Here is a 20,094-nt window from a genome sequence, read left to right as displayed (position 1 = left end):
AATTTATTTCATAATCACGAAATAATTCAATTAATTTTGAGAATTCTCGTCTTCAATCTGAAAATTGAGCGCATCAAAATTGGTGGTTTGGGTGGGTAGTGATAATGCTTGGTTAATATATAAATTAATTAATTTTTGGCGAGAACCAATCGAGCGCTGATAATAAGTCGAGTTTAAAAGCAACGATGCACCGTAAGTGAGTGACCAGATATAAGATAAATAGTCACGAATCGACATATCATAATTTAATGATTTTAAATAACTTTCTGTAATGTCTTTAATCGCTAGAATACGTTGTTGACGAACTTCATAAAGCTCTTCAAAAAGATGCTTCAACTTAGACTCTGTCATCGTCAGATTTTCTTCAAGTTGATGCAATAAAATCGTTTTTCCCGGTGTGAGCAAATGGTGGAGCATGTACCGTGGTGCATACTCTTTAAAATCAGTATTATATTTTTGAGAAATTTCTAAAATTTGTTTTTCATTTTGAATAATCAATTCAAGCAGAAGTTCATTTTTACTTCTAAAGTGCTTATAAAGCGTACCTTTTGCAATATCTAGCTCGGCCACTAATTCATCTAGAGTAATTTCCTGATTGTTTTCTAGTAACAATTTTTCTGCAACGCTTAGAATTTTTTCTTTGCGCATCAAAAACTGTGTATGACGATCAAGATTCATAGGTATTCCCACACCAGTTTGGCCTAACGAATAGTTTACTTCCTGTAAAAAGAAAAAGACTTTTCTCGAAATTTTCGCCTTTTTCTTTCACTCTTTACGTATTAACACATAACCTGTTTTTTGTCATTTGCCAGTTTTACCGTTCCCAGTTAGCAATGCCTCTAAACAGTAAGCGAACTTGTGTAGACGCATTTTCAATAAATGCAGTTTGTTGCTGTTTAAGTTGCTCACCTTGATATTGTTTGGCGAGGTTGAGCCACGTCATTGCCCATGTAAATGACATATTGGTCAAAATGGTAGATAAGACATTTAAGTCTTGAGGATTTTGAATATGTTTAAAATTTTCGAGTTTAGTCAGATCTGTTGTGAGATCTTCAATCAAAAATTCAATTTCTCTAGCAATTGCTGCACGGACCGTTTCTGAACCACCCCAACGTTCAGCAATCATAAATTGCCACTGTTTAGGGCTATGGTTCACTGCCTGTACAAATAGTTCAATACTGGTTTGGGTTTTTGCAGACTTGTGCTGTAAATAACTCTGGCCGAGTTGATGTAAAACGCTTTTTAAATGTAGGGCAACTTGGTCAACCAACTCTTTCCCGAGTTCATCCATGTCTTGAAAATGACGATAGAACGCTGTTGGCACTAAACCCACTTCACGTGCAACTTCACGCAAACTGATACTACTGAACGAACGCCCAGACGTGCTCAGATGCAAGGCTGCATCGAGAAGTGCCTGACGACTTTGCTGTTTTCGTTCATCCCGTATCGACATTAAAAAAACCTATTTAAACCGTGAGCCAAAGTCTAACAAAAAAGAGCAAACTTTCATAAAAAAAATAGTGAACAAGTGTTGACTGAGTGAACACTTATAAATATAGTGTACATATGTTCACTATACGAACATGTGTTCACTCAAATAAATAGCCAGAAACAAAAGAGGAACGTATGAACGCAACACTTAACTATCAACCACATTGGGTTCGAGAAGATTTCGTTGATTTTGTTTTGCAGAAAATTAACGCAACTTGGGCTTGGAAAAGGGTACTTGCAGAAGTTACCGCTGTTCAGCCGCTTCATACCGATATGGTACTGATCAAGCTTAAACCAAATCGTAATTTTAATTTCGAACAGGTTTGTGCGGGACATAGCATTCTATTGACGTTGCTTATCGATGGCGTTTACCAACAACGTAGCTATTCGATTATTGAAGTAACCACTCAAGGTGAAATCGCTTTAGGTATTAAAGTACAAGGCTTAGTGTCTCGTGCAGCTCAACTATTACATGTAGGCGAGTGTGTTGAGATTTCACAGCCACAAGGTGATTTTACTTTGCATCAAGGTCAGCAGCCTGCAATTTTAATTGCCTCAGGAAGCGGTATTACTGCACTTTATTCACTCTTGCAGCAAGCTTTGAAACAGCAGCTTGAACAAATCCATGTCATTTATTTTAATCGTGCAGAAATTTTTCATGCCGAATTAAAAGCTTTGGCAGAACAGCACCCACAGCTTCAATATCATTTTTTTAATACCACCGAGCAAAAGCAGCATTTAACTGAAAGCTTACTGCAAAAGCTGGTTCCAGATTTTGCGCAGACTGCGACCTATATATGTGGGCACCACGGCATGATGCAGCAGGCGAATGAAATTTATACGCAAAAAGGTGCTCAGTCTCAACTTCACCAAGAATATTTCCAACCACTTCAAGTGACTGGTACACATGCAGCACAGCCTGTTATTTTCCGCTGTGCTCAACACGAATTTTTAGCTGAAACAAATTTACTGAGCAGTGCAGAGCAGGCGGGACTACGCCCGCAACATGGCTGCCGTATGGGTGTTTGTAATAAATGCAGTTGTACCAAAGTGAGCGGAGTCACTCAAAACCTGTTAACAGGTGAAATTGAAGACCAACCAAACCGTCCAATTAAACTATGCGTGAGTCAGGCATTAAGCCCCGTCACGATTGATCTATAAAAAGAATTAAAGAGGATTAACCCTATGAATATGGCATTAGAATTTTCTACCGTTTCTAAATCTGCTCATTTAACACCTGAGCAAATTGAAGAATTTGGCCGCCGTGTTGAACAGATTCGTCAAGATGTTATGCAAAGTCTTGGTGAGCAAGATGCAAAATATATCTACAAAGTCCGTAACTTCGTTCGCTATACCGAAATCGCATCACGTGGCATGTTGATGTTTGGTGGCTGGATTCCTCCTGTCTGGTTATTGGGTACAGGTTTACTGGGTATTTCTAAAATTGTAGAAAACATGGAACTTGGTCATAACGTTATGCACGGTCAGTTTGACTGGTTAAATGAACCAAGTTTGAATGGTAATACCTATGATTGGGATACCATTGCCTCTGGTGATGACTGGCGTGAAACACACAACTATGTACATCACACCTATACCAATATTGTCGGTAAAGACCATGATGTCGGTTATGGCATTTTGCGAGTAAGCGATCAACAGAAGTGGGAACCTCGTCACCTATTTAATATTCCTTTGGCTCTACAGTTAATGTTTTTCTTTGAATGGTATGTAGGTGTACAAAATCTACATCTTGAAGATGCATTAGTTTATAAAACCAAAAGCTGGAAACAGGTGTGGAAAGATGCGGCTAAGGTCCGTAAAAAAGCAACGCGCCAAGTTTTAAAAGATTATGTGTTTTTCCCTGTGATCTCTGGTCCTATGTTTTTACCGGTTTTTGCAGGCAATGTAGTTGCTAATATTATTCGTAACTTGTGGTCATCTGCTGTGATTTTTAATGGTCACTTTACTGAAGATGCAGAAACGTTTGAGCCGGATAATACCGACACTGAAACTAAGGCAGAGTGGTATTTACGTCAGATTCGTGGTTCAAGTAATTTTAGTGGTACAGAATGGCTTCATTTTATGAGTGGTAATTTAAGCCATCAAATCGAACACCATTTATTCCCAGATATGCCTGCCAACCGCTATAAAGAAGTAGCACCGAAAATTAAGGCACTCTGTGCAGAATACGGCATTAACTACAATGAAGCTAATTTCATGCGTCAGTTCTGGAGTGTATGGGTGCGTTTAGCAAAATGCTCATTACCAAAACACACCACTGCAAAAGTGATGCAGACATTAGAAAAATTAAAAGCAAAATTCAAATTTGCCTAATAGATAGACCAATAAATAGCTCCTAAAAAGGGGCTATTTTTATTTTTAAGTTATGAAAAGTGCAGACTTACATTTGAAAGTAGGGAATAAACTCAACCTGTCAAAATCCTTTGCTATACTATGCCCAAGTTTGTATTTAAGAGAATTTAGGAAGGATTATGCGTATTGACCAACGTGCATTAGACCAATTACGTGAAGTGAAAATTACACGAAACTACACCCGTTATGCTGAAGGTTCTGTGCTGGTCGAATTTGGTCACACCAAAGTCCTTTGTACTGCAAGCATTGATAACTCAGTGCCACGCTTTTTAAAAGGCCAAGGTCAAGGCTGGGTAACAGCAGAATATGGCATGTTACCGCGCTCAACACACTCACGTTGTGATCGTGAAGCTGCTCGTGGCAAACAAACTGGTCGTACTCAAGAAATCCAACGTCTGATTGGCCGTAGCCTACGTGCGATGGTTGATTTGAAAAAGCTTGGTGAAAACACGATTACGATCGACTGCGATGTCATTCAGGCAGATGGTGGTACACGTACTGCTTCAATCACTGGTGCTGCTGTAGCATTGGTTGATGCGATGAATGTTTTACTTGCACAGAATAAAATTAAGCAAGATCCGCTTAAAGGCTTAGTTGCTGCAATTTCTGTAGGTATGTATCAAGATGAAGTATTACTTGATCTTTGCTATGAAGAAGACTCGAACTGTCAAACTGACTTAAATGTCGTGATGACACAAGCAGGTGAGTTTATTGAAATTCAAGGTACAGCGGAAGACAAACCGTTTACCCGTGCTCAAAGCAATGCCATGTTAGAAATGGCTGAAAAAGGAATTGCCGAGCTTATTAAAAAGCAACAAGAAGCTTTAGGCTGGTAATTTCAAGTTATCTAAAAAACGCATCTTCGGATGCGTTTTTTTATACCTTCATCAAATCGACATAAAAACATCACTTGTCTGTCACCTTTTCACTTTATTAGTAGTTCGCATTTAAAACGTTTGGAAAGAACTAATGCGAAAACTTTCACTTTTATTAATTACATCTTTAGCACTCATGCTCAGTGCTTGTAACGATGATAATGACTCAGATAATTCATCGCCAACAACACCGCCCACCAGTAATTGCAAAATGCACTGTGCACCATAATAAGAACTCAGGATAGAACTAATGAACCGTCGCGAATTTCTTTTAAACTCTACAAAAACCATGTTTGGGACAGCTGCTTTAGCGAGTTTCCCGCTGAGTATTCAAAAAGCTTTAGCTATTGATGCCAAAGTTGAAAGTGGAACTATTCAAGATGTGAAACACATCGTGATTTTGACTCAGGAAAACCGTTCATTTGATAATTATTTTGGAACACTAAAAGGTGTACGTGGTTTTGGTGACCGCTTTACTATTCCAATGACAGAAGGCCGAAAGGTTTGGGAACAATATGATGCGAATAAAAAGAAAGTATTGCCATACCATTTAGATAGCCGCTTAGGAAATGCTCAGCGTGTTTCGGGTACACCTCACTCATGGTCTGATGGACAAGCAGCTTGGGACAACGGTCGTATGAGTGATTGGGTGGCATATAAAAAACCGCAGTCGATGGGCTATTACAAAAAGCAAGAAGTTGAATATCAATTTGCCTTAGCGAATGCTTTTACGATTTGTGATGCCTACCACTGTGCCATGCATGCAGGAACTAACCCGAACCGTAAATTTATCTGGACGGGAACCAATGGCCCTACAGGTGCAGGTGTTGCCAGTGTGGTCAACGAATTTGATGGAATTGGACCATCGACAGAAGGTTATGAATGGACGACATATCCTGAGCGTTTACACCAGGCTGGCGTGACATGGAAAGTTTATCAAAACATGCCGGATAACTTTACTGATAACCCTTTAGCTGGTTTCAAGCAATATCGCCGTGCAAATGAGCAATCTGGTCAGCCTGTCAGTAACGACACACTAACGTGTCCAGCCTATGATGAAAAGATTGATGCGACTCAACCACTTTACAAAGGTATTGCCAATACCATGCCGGACGGTGGTTTTTTAGGAACTTTTAAAGCTGATATTGCGCAGGGTAAATTACCGCAAGTGAGTTGGTTAGTTGCTCCGGCAACTTACAGTGAACATCCAGGGCCATCTAGTCCTGTACAAGGCGCTTGGTATATTCAGGAAGTATTAAATGCATTAACTGAAAACCCTCAAGTGTGGAGCCAAACCGTTTTATTGGTGAACTTCGATGAAAATGACGGTTTCTTTGACCATGTTCCTTCACCAAGTGCACCTTCTAAAGATATAAACGGTGTTGTATATGGAAAAACCACTTTAACGGACCAACAAGTATCTTATGAATACTTTAACCATCCAGCAGTGGCGACTTCAAAATCTCAACCTAAGCCAGATGGTCGAGTGTATGGTCCGGGTGTACGCGTTCCAATGTATGTGATTTCGCCGTGGAGCCGTGGAGGATGGGTAAATTCTCAAGTCTTTGATCATACTTCTATTTTACAATTCTTAGAAAAACGTTTTGGTGTACAAGAACCTAACATTAGCCCATACCGCCGTGCTGTATGTGGTGATTTAACAACGGCATTTAATTTTAAAACACCGAATCTTTTGCCTGTTGCTGAACTAGATGGGAAGAAAACAAAAGCCGAAGCCGATGCGATTCGTGTCGCTCAAGCTTTATTGCCCCAAGTTCCTGTTCCGAGCCAGCAACAATTTCCTCAGCAGGAAATGGGAATTCGACCATCGCGTGCTTTACCTTATATTTTGCACACCAGTGCCAAAGTCGATGCAGCACAAAAGACTGTAAAGCTGATGTTCTCAAATACGGGCAAGCAGGCAGCTGTTTTCCATGTCTATAACCGTTTGGATCTTACCGTAATTCCACGTCGTTATATGGTTGAGGCGGGCAAACAGCTTGATGACGTGTGGAATACTACAAATGGACAGTATGATTTATGGGTACTTGGACCAAATGGTTTTCACCGTGCGTTTAAAGGTAATTTAAGTCAAGCTAATCAGACTCAAGCATTACCGGAAATTAGAGTATGTGTAGAAGAATGTGATGCGAATTTATATTTAAAAGTGCGTCATGATGGTAATAAGTCAGTCAAGCTCACTGTCAAGGCAAATGCTTATCTGCCAAACAAGACATGGGCGATAGAAACCAATAGTTCTGAAAAAGAACTGGTTTGGGATATGTCTGAATTTGGTGGTTGGTATGATTTTACGGTGACATTAGCGGAAGATGCGACGTTTAGTCGCCGTTTTGCAGGGCGTATAGAAACTCAAGAAGATTCAATTTCTGATCCATATATGGGGTATTTAGAGTCTTAAGCTGGTAAGTTTTTCCCTTAATGAGGGTATTGGAATTTATTCCTCATTTGCTGGTGCTAAAAGTCATCTGCAACCTGTCTATAATCTATAAGGATCTTATTTTTGCAACAAAATAGGATAGAGGATGAAAATGGGCAGGTTTTGCAGATGACAATGCCTTTGGTTACTTTGGGCAAAACCAAAGTAACAGAATGAGCTGTTGGCAAAAAAATTATAAGCGGTAAGACTCTGCCGCGTAGGCCGAATAGAGAAACGAGATATCCACATCACGATAGTAAATAAAGGGAATAGGGTGTTTATATAAAATACTATGTGGGAAGATGCTGTCGTATAGATGAATAATAAAAATAAAGACTTACCTTTTGTAACAGAATCTCCTAAGCCTGGTCATATTTATCTTTTACCTTGAAACCCTAATTTTTTAAAGTGATGGGGAAAATTTATGCTACAAGGTTTTATTGTATTATTAGCAGTAGTTACTTTTGTTTTAATGGCTGCCGATCCACGGGATAGCGGGGCACAAGCGACTCAGTCAGCATGGCAAAAAACACAAGCGGCAGACATGACCAAGTCGCAAAAAAATACCAATAATGATGCTGATTTTATTTAGGCATTAAAACGCATTGATAAATCAACGGCTTTGACATCTTTAGTCAACACGCCCATAGAAATATAGTCGACACCAGTAGTCGCTACTTCGCGTAAGTTTTCAATAGTGATATTACCCGAAGCTTCGAGTTTACAGCGACCCGCCACGTGTTTTACAGCATCAATCATTTGTTGTTGGCTAAAGTTGTCGAGCATGACAATGTCCGCACCTGCTTCAAGCGCTTGGTTTAGCTCATCCCAAGTTTCAACTTCGACTTCAACAGGTTTACCCGGCGCAATTTGATGTGCTTTTGCAATCGCTTGGGTAATACCGCCCGCTGCCATAATATGATTTTCTTTAATTAAGAATGCATCAAATAAACCGAGGCGGTGATTTTTTCCGCCGCCGACGGTTACGGCATATTTTTGTGCAATACGTAAGCCCGGTAAAGTTTTACGTGTATCGAGAAGCTTTGTGTTTAAACCTTCAAGATGCTGAACATATTCAGCAGTTTTTGTTGCAACAGCCGATAATGTTTGAATAAAGTTTAAAGCAGGGCGCTCTACAGTCAGTAAGCTACGTGCAGAACCAGCAAGCTTTAAAAAGGCTTCATTTGCAGCAACACGGTCACCTTCTTGTTTTAACCAAGTCACCTGTACAGTGTTGTCATAAGCTGAGATGAGCGCATTCACCCAAGGCTGTCCAGCTAAAACCATATCTTCACGGCTAATAATAGTTGCGGTAGCCTGTTCATCTTCAGGTGTGAGCATGGCGGTAATGTCACCGTCCCCAATATCTTCTTGTAATGCTTGTTGAATATTGATTTGAATTGACTGTTCAAGCAAAGACTGAGGTATGCTCATACGGTTTCCATTTTGTCGATGACCCTAAAACTTGCGATATATTAGCACCGTCGACTTTAAAAATAAGCTGTTTTATCAGATTAATCGCGATAAACAATCATGCTGACTACTCTGAAAAGCAATTAACTGTTTTAAACTAAAACAATTGGCAAGCAATTTATTGGCATCTCAATGAAGCAAATCACACCGTATGAAGTTATAGATGGACAATTAAAAGGCGCGAGACAAGTACCTTCTCCAAATTTTAACCAGCGTCCCGCTGGTACCGAAATACAAATGATTGTGGTTCATAATATTAGCTTGCCGCCTTCTCAGTTTGGGGGAGGCTATATTGAACAGTTTTTCCAGAATAAATTAGATTGGTCCGTTCATCCCTATTTTCAGACTATTGAAGGTATGCAAGTCTCTACACACCTGTTAATTTTACGAACAGGTGAAGTCCTACAGTTTGTTAACTTTAATGATCGTGCATGGCATGCAGGGCGTTCAAGCTACTTAGCCAAAGTTGAATGCAATGATTATTCAATTGGTATTGAGCTTGAAGGAAGTGATGATTTACCTTTTGAAGACGTACAATATGAAGTGCTAACTGACGTTGTTACTGCTATTCGTCAGGCCTATCCTGAAATTAAAAACCATATTGCAGGGCATTCAGACATTGCACCGGGCCGAAAAACCGATCCGGGACCTTATTTTAAATGGCAGCACTTTAGGCAGTTGTTAGCACAGAAAAAAACTTGAGTTCATTCATCATTTCACAACGAAAAGATTTTCTAGTTTCATTACAATAGCGACTTTCGAATATAGCTGTAGGTGAGTACGATGGCATTATGGCGATCGACTTTTATTGTCAGTGCGATGACGATGTTGTCACGGGTATTGGGCTTAGTACGAGATGTCGTATTGCTCAACGTGTTTGGTGCGGGTAAAGATTTCGATACCTTCGTTGTGGCTTTTCGTATTCCCAACTTCTTTCGACGGTTGTTTGCCGAAGGGGCTTTTTCACAGGCTTTTATTCCGGTATTGACCGAATATAAAACAGGTCGTGCGCATGCAGAAGTGCAGATCTTAATTAGTCGAGTATTTGGTTGTTTGCTGACAGTCATGACGTTACTGACTTTTGTGGCTATGGTTTTAGCTCCAGCAATTATCTATATGTATGCGCCGGGCTTCCATAATGACCCTGAAAAGTTTGATTTAGCGGTCAGTATGTTCCGTCTGACCATTCCCTATTTAATGTTTATGTCGCTTACGGCTTTTGCCAGCAGCATCTTAAACAGTTATGGCTCGTTTGCCTCGCCAGCTTTTTCACCTGTTTTACTGAACGTAGCAATGATTGCAGGTGCTTGGTGGCTTACACCGTATATGGCTGAGCCAATCAAAGCTTTAGGTTGGTCAGTTGTTGCGGCTGGTATTTTACAGTTAGCGATACAAATTCCTGAGTTATGGCGTAAAAACTTACTGATTCCACCGAAAGTTGATTTTAAACATGAAGGTGTAGAACGTATTTTAAAATTAATGCTTCCAGCATTATTTGGTGTATCTGTGACTCAGATTAACCTATTGCTAAATACGATTTGGGCATCTTTTATGCAAGATGGTTCAGTATCTTGGCTCTACAGTGCCGAACGTATGACTGAGTTACCTTTAGGATTAATCGGTGTTGCGATTGGTACAGTGATTTTACCCTCACTGTCAGCACGTCATGCTGAACAAGACCAAGCGAAGTTTCGCAGTATGATCGATTGGGCAGCAAAAGTGATTGTGTTGGTTGGTTTGCCAGCAAGTATTGCTTTATTTATGCTTTCTACACCGATTATTCAGGCATTGTTCCAACGTGGTGAGTTTGATTTACGCGATACACAAATGACAGCACTTGCATTGCAATGTATGAGTGCAGGCGTAATTTCCTTTATGTTAATTAAAGTATTTGCACCAGGTTTCTATGCGCAGCAAGATACAAAAACACCGGTCCGTGTGGGTTTAATGTCGGTTGCTGCCAATGCGATTTTAAACGTTGTATTTATTGGATTTTTTAAACTAATCAATTGGCATGCAGAGCATATGGCGCTTGCATTAGCCTCTTCTGGTTCAGCTTTAGTAAATGCAGGTTTGCTCTATTTTTATCTACATAAGCGTAATATTTTCCGATTTGGTGCACATTGGAAAAAACTGGCACTTCAATATGGTTTGGCTAACCTTGCGATGATTGCAGCACTTTGGTTCGGGTTAAATTGGTATAACGGTGAACTCTCTCAATGGATTCGTGTTGCAGAGGTAGTCGGTTTATGCGTTGTAGGGGTGATCGCTTACTTAATTGGCTTATTACTGACAGGCTTTAGACCGAGAGATTTAAAACACTAAAATAAAAAAGCGATCAATTTAGATCGCTTTTTTTATCTTCGAAAATTATTTTGGCAAAACTTGTAGCAACTCAATATCAAAAATTAAAGTACTATTTGGACCGATACTATCCCCAGCGCCAACTTCACCATAAGCAAGTTTTGCTGGAATGAAGAAACGGGTTTTACCGCCCTCTTTCATAGTTTGTAAGCCTTCGGTCCATCCAGCGATCACTTGATTTAACTGGAAATCAACAGGGTGATTACGTGCAATTGAGCTATCAAATACAGTTCCGTCGAGTAAACGTCCTTCATAGTTTACTTTTACACGAGAGGTGGCTTTAGGTGTTTTACCAGTGCCTTCTTTTAATACCTGATATTGCAGACCTGATTTAGTCGTAATCACACCAGATTTTTTAGCATTTTCTGCCAGAAAAGCTGCACCAGCCTGAGCGTTTTGTTGACCTTGTTTTTGAAATTCGACTAGCTGTTTAGCTTCTAATGTTTTCTTATAATCATTAATTGCTTTCGCCATTTCTTCATCAGTTAGGCGTGCTGTCTTATTTTGAGCACCTTCTTGTAAACCTTGGTAAAAAATATCAAGATTTAAATCTGTTAACGCATCAGTATTATTACGGCCCATTAAATAACCATAACTATAACTAAATTGATCTTTTGCCGGGCTTTTATTTGTTATCGGTGCAGCAGCAAAAACAGATAAGCTCATCGTTGACGCTGCAATAACCAAACTGATTTTTTTCATGTCTTTTTCCAAAAAAACAGGAGAGTATAACGACTCTCCTGGATTGTTATTATTTCACTGAAATGAGTTCTACATCAAAAATCAGTGTACTGTTTGCTGGAATTCCAGGAAGCTCTTGTGGGCCATATGCAAGATTTGATGGTATGAAGAAAGTCGCTTTTCCACCTTCTTTCATGAGTTGAAGACCTTCAGTCCAACCCGGAATGACCTGATTAAGCGGGAATTCTACTGGTTGACCACGCTTATAAGAACTATCGAAAACCTGTCCATTAATTAAGCGACCTTCATAATGTACTTTGACAACAGACTGAGCAGTTGGCTGTTCACCAGTACCTTCTTTAGTAATGATATATTGCAAACCTGATGCAGTGGTTTTTACGCCAGCTTTCGTTTTGTTTTCTGCAAGGAACTGTGCATCTGCAGAGTCAGTAGCTGTACCCGCTTGCTCAGGCTTATCTTGATGCTGCATTTTTTGTTGTAACTCTTTTTCATAAGCAGCAACGGCAGCTTTTAAATCTTCTTGAGTATAAGCACTAGGCTGCTTATTACGCGCATCATGGATCCCTTGAACAAATGCTTTGGTATCCAGTTCAGGAGGAGTTTGCTGAGCAACTTCATACCCAAGAACGTAACTGATTTTTTGAATTGGAGAAGCATTTTTGTCTGCTTTACGTCCGACTTCTGTGGTCGGATGTTGAGTTGCATAATATACAGGTACAAGTGCAGCACCGCCTAATACTACAGCGACAGCAATGGGTAAGGCTTTACTCATAAAAGGTTCCAAAAATAATCATTTGAGTCTAAAAGGCTGCTTCGATCTTAGCATGCTTCGACTTAAGCATAGAATGTTTAACAAAAAAAACGAGTGGTTTTTTATATATTTTAGTTAGTTTTAATGTGGCAAAACTTAAAAAGCAAATAAAAAACCGGATCATTTGATCCGGTTTTTTATGAAGAGTTTTAATTAGTCTTCTTTTTGTGCCTTATAGGCATAAGCATAGTTATAGCCATAACCATAGCCAGCGCTAGCACGTTGAATATCATTGAGAATAAAGCCGTTGACTTTAACACCCGCCTGTTCAAAACGATTAACAGTTAGTTCAAGCTCTTTCATTTGTGACTTGGCGTAGCGTGCAACAATTAAGTTCACACCAGTATATTGCGAAATAATAATACCATCGGTTACTGCAAGCACTGGTGGAGTATCAATAATGATGTGGTCGTATTGGCTTTGTAGCTGCTCAAGTAATTCCTTAAACTGGTTTGAGCTTAAAATCTCTGAAGGATTTGTTGGGCTCTTACCACGGGTAATCACGTCGAGATTCGCAACTTGCGTTTTATGTAAAACTTGTGTCAAGTCAGCTTGGCCACTTAGTAATTCAGAAAGGCCAGGTTTTACATCAACATCGAAGTATTTATGCATATAGCCACGACGCATATCAGCATCAATCAATAATACGCGTTTATTTCCTTGTGCAAAAATGGTCGCCAAGTTAGTTGAAATAAAAGATTTACCAACCTCTGGAGACGGGCCAGCAATCATAATAATATTATTTTTTGCTGAGGTTAAAGCGAAGTGAATGGCAGTACGAATACTACGCAAACTTTCAATCGCAATATCATCACTACTTTTAACTGCTAAAATAGGAATACTCTTTTTCTTTTTCAAAATACTCATACGAGTCTCTTGAATAGGGGAACGAGGTACAGTCGCATAAACTGGCAGATCTAATTCATTTTCAATTTGAGTTGAATCATTAACTCCGCTACGCATCATATTGCGTAATAATGCAATTAATACACCGATAAAACCACCAACAAAAATAGAAAGTACTAGAACAATCAATTTTTTAGGTTTAATAGGTTTAACAGGTTCTACCGCAGTATCAATAATGCGAACATTACCTATCTCACCTGCATTGGCGATTTTGAGTTGCTGATATGAGTTGAGTAATGATGTATATAGCTCAGTATTGACCTTTACATCACGATAAAGTTGTAAATATAAACGTTGAGTCTCAGGAAGTTGAGTTAAACGATTGTTAAGATCAGCAATCTTTTTATTAATCTCTGTAATTTGCGCATCAATTTGCAAGATTAATGGATGATCATTAGTATATTTAGCAGAAAGCTCAGCTTGTTTCTGTTGTAACTCGATCTTAAGCTTTTCTAAATCAATATTTTGTTTAAGTAACAGCTCCGATTCAGCATTCACATCGACAGTTTTGTACTTTTCACGAAATTGGTTAAACTTGATCTCAGAATCTTCTAGCTGCTTTCGAAGCTCTGGTAATTGTTTCTCAAGAAAAGCTAAAGTTTGTTTAGATTCTAAAGACTTTCGCTCAATGTTTTGTTGGTGATAAACAGTTAGAACATTATTTAGTACTTGTGTAATGTGCTCAGGATCTTGACCTAGATAATTTAAACCAATAACACCAGTCACTTTACCTTTTTCAGCAACACTATAGATATCATTAAAATTTTTAACGGCTGTTGGTAGAGCGAGTTTAGTTAAAGTATAGCTTTGTTCTTTCAGGTTACCTTGAGCATTAAGTTGTACCTGCCAAAGACCTCTATTTGTATTTAGTATATTTTTTTTGTTTAATTGACCATTAAATACAACTTGATCTTTGTATGTTAAAGTGAATTGATTTGCACCTTTGAACTCTAACTTTAAGGGTTTATCTAAATAATATTCAGGTACTTTAAGTTCTCGTATAATCAAATTATTATTTTGATTACTGTACAGTACAGATTCATGACGATACTCAAGTCTACTCTTATCTTGTGAAATTAACTTGTCGATCAATCCTGATTGGTTATCTTTGACGTTAATATCAAGATTAAGGTTCTGAATGACTTGTCCTAAAACCATTCTAGAACGAAGAATCTCTATTTCTGGATCAGCTGGTGATTTTTGAGATAGACCTCCACTGACTTTAGAAAGGTCACCAAGCAAAGCAGCAGAGGCAGCGCCTTTACTGTCCTCAACTTGTACCATTGCATCTACAGAATAAGTATCTGGCGTTATCCGTAAGTATAGCAAGGCACAAATTAAACTTAAGACCACGCAGCATGCTATGATTTTCCACTGTGCAATCAATGAAAAGAATAACTCTTTTAAATCGATGCTATCTTCGCTAGTTTTAGAGTTTTGGTTCATAAATTTACAACTAATATACAATTATAATTGAGTGCGCCAATCTTGCACATAGCTTTGAATATTACGGCAAGTCTGATCAAAAAAAGCTTGGTCATGCTGATAAGGATCAGGTACATTTTGCCCTTGCCAATGGCCAAGTCTAAAAATTTTACCCTTAGCAAATGGCCAAGTTTGTTCAATATGCTTTTGTTGATTATTGCTCATGACCAAAATTAAATCATTTTGTTTGATTAATTCGGCACTGAGCTGACGAGCAATATGGGGACGTATATCAATACTCAGCTGATCCATGCAATAAATAGCCTTATCATCTGCAGCATGGCCTACTAGAGCCGAAATACCAGCAGATGAGATATTTAATGTAGGATGTTGAGCCTTTAAAAAGTACTCTGCCATTGGGCTGCGGCAAATATTACCAACACAGACCACTAAGATGTTTTGTAACTGCATGCTAGTTTTTACCCAATTGATCAAAGGTATAAAGTGCACTTGAGAACGGTACAATCTGGTTCATGATACGCTGCCAGCGTGTTAAACCAGTTGCATCGATATAAACAATATCATTTTTTTGCATTTGAAATTGATTAGATAATGCAAGGTTACCAATACTACTTAAATTAAGCTGATAAATAGTTGATTTTTTTGTTTGTAAATCTGTGCGCATAACATAAATACGGGCTGCACTTGCTGAGTATGGGTTAACTCCTTCACTTTCACCCAATACATCACTTAAAGTCATACCTTGATCTCGTAATGGAATAGCTGAGCTTTTATTAGACTCACCCATAACATAGAGTTTTTGGTTTTGTTTGGTATTTACGTAAATTGTATCATTGGGTTGTACTAGTAACTTGTGTAATGAGTAACCTTGCTTTTCAAGAGCAACAACATTTAAGTTATAAACTTCGCCATTACGAATAAGCTGAATATCAGTATTGTCACCAGATTCTTGATTTACACCACCTGCCATACTGAGGGCCGTATAAATACTGATAGGTTGATCATCTAAGGTATATTGACCACTTTTCATAACCTGACCATTAACAAAGTAGCGTTTTGCCTGATAAGACAAGACTCGAACTACAACGTCAGGTGTTTTTAAATATTTAGCAAATTGATTACGTAAATATTTATTGGTCTCAGCAAGTGTTTTTCCGGCAATATGAACTTGGCCTACAAGTGGTAATTGAACATTTCCAGCAGAGTCAATTGGATAACCAAATGCTTTAATATCACTTGAAGCCCCTTGAATAGGGGGAGTAATTTCAGGATATGCCCAAAGTTGAATGGATAAGACATCTCCTGGACTTAAGCGATATTGATAAAAGGGAGTATTAAACAGAGCACTAATATTTCCTTGCGGTCGCAAAGATTCAGAACTGATTTTTGGAATATTGTTTTGGGTGAGTTGAACAACAGAAACTTCTGCTCCTTGAGCTGTTTTAAAAGTTCCCTGTTCAGGTAAGTCATAAGTTTGTAAGCCTGAGGTGACTGCACATCCTGTAAACGAAAGTGAAATGGCTAAAAATAATAATGTGCTTTGGTGCTTCACATTCAAACCCTTTATTGTTTGTAATCCAATGATACTTTGCATGAAGACATTGGATTGTAGTCTATAATTAACCCAAATCATACTTTATTTGCCAAGCAGTGATTGTATATTTCGAGAAAATTTTGTTTAAAGTCTGCTATATTAACGTAGTAGGTCGTATCCATGATGTTTCTCCATTTAAAATTAAATGGTTAGGTTTTATATATGTTTCAACTTGAACAACTAAAAATAGCAATTATCGGCTTAGGGTATGTTGGGCTGCCTTTAGCGGTTGAATTTGGTAAACATAAACCTACAATCGGCTTTGATATAAACCCGCAACGGATACGAGAGTTACAAAGTGGCTATGACCATACATTAGAAGTCACTTCAGATGAGCTAAAACAAGTAGAACATCTCTCATACACTGCTGATATCAACGATTTAAAAAATTCAAATTTTTTTATAGTTACTGTACCTACACCAATCGATGACTTTAAACAGCCAGACCTGACCCCGCTTATAAAAGCATCCCAAAGCATTGCTAAAGTTCTAAAAAAAGGCGATATCGTTGTTTATGAGTCAACGGTTTATCCTGGTGCGACAGAAGAGGTATGTATACCTGAATTAGAAAAACATTCAGGCTTGATATTTAATCAAGATTTCTTTGTTGGTTATAGTCCTGAACGTATTAATCCTGGTGATAAACAGCGACGTGTAACCAATATTTTAAAAATTACATCGGGTTCCACTCCTGATGTCGCTGATTATGTTGATCAAGTTTATAAACTAATCATTGAAGCGGGTACACATAAGGCCCCAAGTATCAAAGTCGCTGAGGCTGCTAAAGTCATTGAAAATACACAAAGAGATGTGAATATCGCTTTAATCAATGAGTTGGCTCTGATTTTTAATAAAATGGGTATCGATACAGAAGATGTACTCAAGGCAGCAGGTACAAAATGGAATTTTTTAAACTTTAGACCTGGTTTAGTTGGTGGTCATTGTATTGGTATTGACCCGTATTATTTAACGCATAAAGCAGAGTCAATTGGTTTACATCCAGAAATTATTTTGGCAGCTCGTCGTTTAAATGATCGTATGGGAGAATATGTTGCAACCCAATTGATCAAAGAAATGGTAAAGCAGCGCATACAAGTGGTAGGTGCTCGTATATTAATTTTAGGTTTAAGTTTTAAAGAAAACTGCCCTGATATCCGCAACACTAAAATTGTAGATATGGTGAAAGCACTAAAGGAATACGATTTAGATCTTGATATTTACGATCCTTGGGTAGATAGTGCCGAAGTTGAAGGCGAGTATGGCTTAGCTCCAGTTACGGAATTAAAGCAAGGTCATTATGATGCAATAGTTATTGCTGTTGCCCATGATCAGTTTAAAGCAATGTCGAGTCAGGAGCTCATTGCATTAGGCAAAGAGAAACATGTTCTATATGACTTAAAGTACATACTTGATAAAACTGAAAGTGATTTACGACTGTAAATATGATGAACTTAATTTATAAATTAAAAAATGATCCTAGAATTAGAAATTCACTATGGATGCTTTTTGAAAAAGGTATATCTCTTTTTGGTTTAATTTTTATTATTTCGGCTGTAGCTAAATACACAGGGCCAGCTATATATGGTGAAATTGCATTAGCCGCTTCAATTTTTATTGTATTAAAAACAATTGCTCAGTTGGGGTTGGATCAAATATATTTTAAATATGTTAGCCAAAATAAACCTCATCATAGTCTTTTTTTAAAGAATTCGATGATATTTGTTAGTATTATATATATAGTTCTATCTATATTAGTAGTGATGTGGGCTTATTTTAACACAAGTTTTACAGGTTTCTTTTTTATTTCTTCTACTGCAATAGCTTATTATTTTACTTCTATTGACTTGGCTAATTCCTTTTATGAAGGACAGTTATTATCAAAATTTAATGTATTGGCAAATATTGTTGGCTTACTTATAGCACTTGCTCTAAGATATAGTATAGTGTATTTTAAATTAAATGTGCTTTACTTAAGTATTCCCATAATTTTAATGTCTTTAATACCGTTTTTGATTAAATTTATTATATATAAATGTAGATATCATATCAATTTTAATAAAGTTAAATCTAAAAAACAAACTAAAAAATATTTTGGTTATTTTTTAGGTGCTGGTATACCATTAACATTGGCTATTTTAACCGCTACTATTAATGGCCAAATATCAAATTTTTTGTTGGCTTATTTAGAGGGAACAAAAAGCGTAGGAATATATTCTATTGCATTTGTTCTCGCTGGCGCGTGGTGCATTATGCCTACAACTTTAATTATGAGTTATATGACTTCTATATATAATATTAATATTGAAAATAAATATGAATACATAAAGTTATCTAATAAAGTTTTATTTAATATAATTATTTTATCATTAATTATAGTCATTCTACTTGAGTTTTCAGCACATTATATTGTGACTTTTTTATATGGTAATGAATATCTTAAATCTATTGAAATTTTAAGGTGCTTATTGATTTTTCAGTTTTTTTGGGTAATAGGATTTTACTTTTCACGTTTAATTATTAAATTTAATGGATATAAATTTTTAGCATATAAATCAATATTCTGTTGTTTATTAAATTTAGCTTTATCTTACTTTTTTATAAAAAAATGGGGTGTAATTGGAGCAGCATATGCGGTTCTAGTTACAGAAATTATATCATCTTTGATTTTAAATTTATTTTATAAAAAGGCAAGTATCGTAAAGGTTTTATTGCCTATAGGAGCCTACAAAATATGAGTGTTGCATTAACAATTTTTACTCCAGCATATAATCGTGCTCATACTTTAGGTCGTTTATATGAAAGTTTAAAAAAACAAACTTTGAAAAATTTTGAATGGTTAATTGTAGATGATGGCTCAACAGATCATACAGAAATTGTTGTAAAAGAGTTTATACAAGAAAGTATCATAAATATACGTTACTTAAAACAAGAAAATGCTGGTAAGCAGGCGGCATGGAATAAAGCTGTACTTAATGCGAATGGATTTTTATTTTGTGGAGTTGACTCAGATGATGCTCTCGCTAAAGAAACAAATATAGAAGAAATATTCCAGAAGTATATATCTTTACTAAATTCTGACTTTATTATAGGCTTGAGATTTCTAGCTTATTCAAATGTTAAAAAGAAATTTGATGGAAAAAAAATATCTGAAAATATTGTAATAAGTTCATATTTTGAAGAATTCTCTAATGCAAAAAATTTTGGTGAAAGAATTGATGTTTTTAAAACAGATATTTTGAAATGTTTTTTATATCCAGTCGCTTCGAATATTAAGTTTATTCCTGAGATATGGTTTTACGTCCAAATTTCGCATGCAGGGTATAAATTTGCATATATACCTGAACCATTAAGATTGTTTTTTGATGATGCAACAGAAAATCGTTTAAGTAAAAGTTCATTATTGAAGCATGCTGAAGGACATTATATATCCCGTGCTACTATGTTGAAACTTATTCCTATATATGTGTACTTTGGAAATGTAATGGCTTGGGTTAAAACAATTATTAGATTTGGACAGTGTGCACATTATTTAAACAAGAGTTTCATGCAACGTAAGCAAGATACAAATATTATTTATGCTATTTTTTCGTATTTTTCAAGATTTATAAAAGTTGGTATATAG

At 37.2% G+C, this 20,094-nt stretch carries 19 protein-coding genes; 11 read left to right on the top strand and 8 right to left on the bottom strand.

Annotated elements, in window-relative coordinates:
* Window positions 1-30: 30 nt before the first annotated feature.
* Both MKL62_RS08250 and MKL62_RS08245 read right to left on the bottom strand, forming a co-directional pair.
* On the bottom strand, window positions 31-678 hold the full coding sequence (locus tag MKL62_RS08250) for a TetR/AcrR family transcriptional regulator (RefSeq protein ID WP_001047027.1): 648 nt from the start codon (window positions 676-678) through the stop codon (window positions 31-33).
* Window positions 679-814: 136 nt separating this feature from the next.
* Window positions 815-1,453 carry a TetR family transcriptional regulator gene (locus tag MKL62_RS08245; RefSeq protein ID WP_000027529.1) on the bottom strand — a complete coding sequence of 213 codons (639 nt, stop codon included), beginning with the start codon at window positions 1,451-1,453 and terminating at the stop codon, window positions 815-817.
* A 173-nt stretch (window positions 1,454-1,626) separates the two neighbouring features.
* Here MKL62_RS08245 and MKL62_RS08240 point away from each other — a divergent pair, with 173 nt between their 5' ends.
* The 6 genes from MKL62_RS08240 (at window position 1,627) to MKL62_RS08215 (ending at window position 7,768) form a co-directional block, all read left to right on the top strand.
* On the top strand, window positions 1,627-2,652 hold the full coding sequence (locus tag MKL62_RS08240; RefSeq protein ID WP_002123339.1) for a ferredoxin reductase: 1,026 nt from the start codon (window positions 1,627-1,629) through the stop codon (window positions 2,650-2,652).
* A 30-nt stretch (window positions 2,653-2,682) separates the two neighbouring features.
* Window positions 2,683-3,825, top strand: coding sequence for a fatty acid desaturase family protein (locus tag MKL62_RS08235; protein WP_270899758.1), 1,143 nt, complete (start codon window positions 2,683-2,685; stop codon window positions 3,823-3,825).
* 158 nt (window positions 3,826-3,983) lie between these two features.
* Window positions 3,984-4,700, top strand: coding sequence for a ribonuclease PH (gene rph, locus MKL62_RS08230; RefSeq protein ID WP_057694947.1), 717 nt, complete (start codon window positions 3,984-3,986; stop codon window positions 4,698-4,700).
* A gap of 133 nt (window positions 4,701-4,833) precedes the next feature.
* Window positions 4,834-4,968: a hypothetical protein gene (locus MKL62_RS08225; RefSeq protein WP_255787789.1), complete on the top strand. Its 135-nt coding sequence runs from the start codon at window positions 4,834-4,836 to the stop codon at window positions 4,966-4,968.
* A gap of 21 nt (window positions 4,969-4,989) precedes the next feature.
* The gene (locus MKL62_RS08220; protein WP_057694946.1) at window positions 4,990-7,158 is read left to right on the top strand and encodes a phosphocholine-specific phospholipase C; all 2,169 of its coding nucleotides are present in this window, start codon (window positions 4,990-4,992) and stop codon (window positions 7,156-7,158) included.
* A 442-nt stretch (window positions 7,159-7,600) separates the two neighbouring features.
* A complete protein-coding gene (locus tag MKL62_RS08215; protein WP_000938939.1) occupies window positions 7,601-7,768 on the top strand; it encodes an ABZJ_00068 family colistin stress protein in 168 nt (55 codons plus the stop codon).
* On the opposite strand, the gene nadC is transcribed toward MKL62_RS08215, so the two are convergent.
* Window positions 7,765-8,610, bottom strand: coding sequence for a carboxylating nicotinate-nucleotide diphosphorylase (nadC, locus tag MKL62_RS08210; RefSeq protein WP_000026924.1), 846 nt, complete (start codon window positions 8,608-8,610; stop codon window positions 7,765-7,767). The genes MKL62_RS08215 and nadC overlap by 4 nt on opposite strands.
* Before the next feature lie 171 nt (window positions 8,611-8,781).
* Here nadC and ampD point away from each other — a divergent pair, with 171 nt between their 5' ends.
* The gene (gene ampD / locus MKL62_RS08205; RefSeq protein ID WP_000810005.1) at window positions 8,782-9,351 is read left to right on the top strand and encodes a 1,6-anhydro-N-acetylmuramyl-L-alanine amidase AmpD; all 570 of its coding nucleotides are present in this window, start codon (window positions 8,782-8,784) and stop codon (window positions 9,349-9,351) included.
* 72 nt (window positions 9,352-9,423) lie between these two features.
* Window positions 9,424-10,974, top strand: coding sequence for a murein biosynthesis integral membrane protein MurJ (gene murJ / locus MKL62_RS08200; RefSeq protein ID WP_169538965.1), 1,551 nt, complete (start codon window positions 9,424-9,426; stop codon window positions 10,972-10,974).
* 45 nt (window positions 10,975-11,019) lie between these two features.
* On the opposite strand, the gene MKL62_RS08195 is transcribed toward murJ, so the two are convergent.
* The 5 genes from MKL62_RS08195 to MKL62_RS08175 form a co-directional block, all read right to left on the bottom strand.
* Entirely contained in the window at window positions 11,020-11,715 is a 696-nt protein-coding gene (locus tag MKL62_RS08195) for a BamJ family beta-barrel-assembly machinery protein (protein WP_000724220.1), read from the bottom strand.
* 49 nt (window positions 11,716-11,764) lie between these two features.
* A complete protein-coding gene (locus MKL62_RS08190; RefSeq protein ID WP_033917750.1) occupies window positions 11,765-12,487 on the bottom strand; it encodes a BamJ family beta-barrel-assembly machinery protein in 723 nt (240 codons plus the stop codon).
* Window positions 12,488-12,679: 192 nt separating this feature from the next.
* Window positions 12,680-14,878, bottom strand: a complete 2,199-nt coding sequence (locus MKL62_RS08185) for a polysaccharide biosynthesis tyrosine autokinase (RefSeq protein WP_038343259.1) — start codon at window positions 14,876-14,878, stop codon at window positions 12,680-12,682.
* A 21-nt stretch (window positions 14,879-14,899) separates the two neighbouring features.
* Window positions 14,900-15,328, bottom strand: coding sequence for a low molecular weight protein-tyrosine-phosphatase (locus MKL62_RS08180; protein ID WP_001176901.1), 429 nt, complete (start codon window positions 15,326-15,328; stop codon window positions 14,900-14,902).
* A 1-nt stretch (window position 15,329) separates the two neighbouring features.
* Entirely contained in the window at window positions 15,330-16,472 is a 1,143-nt protein-coding gene (locus MKL62_RS08175; protein WP_001190671.1) for a polysaccharide biosynthesis/export family protein, read from the bottom strand.
* A 162-nt stretch (window positions 16,473-16,634) separates the two neighbouring features.
* Between MKL62_RS08175 and tviB the strand changes: the two genes are divergently transcribed.
* From tviB to MKL62_RS08160, 3 genes are read left to right on the top strand one after another with little or no spacing between them, the layout of a single operon-like run.
* Window positions 16,635-17,912 (top strand): Vi polysaccharide biosynthesis UDP-N-acetylglucosamine C-6 dehydrogenase TviB, encoded by a 1,278-nt coding sequence (tviB, locus tag MKL62_RS08170; protein ID WP_270899757.1) that lies wholly within the window; start codon window positions 16,635-16,637, stop codon window positions 17,910-17,912.
* A gap of 2 nt (window positions 17,913-17,914) precedes the next feature.
* Window positions 17,915-19,207: an oligosaccharide flippase family protein gene (locus MKL62_RS08165; RefSeq protein ID WP_033917746.1), complete on the top strand. Its 1,293-nt coding sequence runs from the start codon at window positions 17,915-17,917 to the stop codon at window positions 19,205-19,207.
* Entirely contained in the window at window positions 19,204-20,094 is an 891-nt protein-coding gene (locus MKL62_RS08160; RefSeq protein ID WP_033917745.1) for a glycosyltransferase family 2 protein, read from the top strand. The genes MKL62_RS08165 and MKL62_RS08160 overlap by 4 nt, the downstream gene beginning before the upstream one ends.

The organism is Acinetobacter sp. AOR01_HL (assembly GCF_027855455.1).
GTDB lineage: Bacteria > Pseudomonadota > Gammaproteobacteria > Pseudomonadales > Moraxellaceae > Acinetobacter > Acinetobacter baumannii.
The sequence above is the reverse complement of the archived record's forward strand: the minus strand, read 5'-3'. Positions and strand labels throughout refer to the sequence as shown.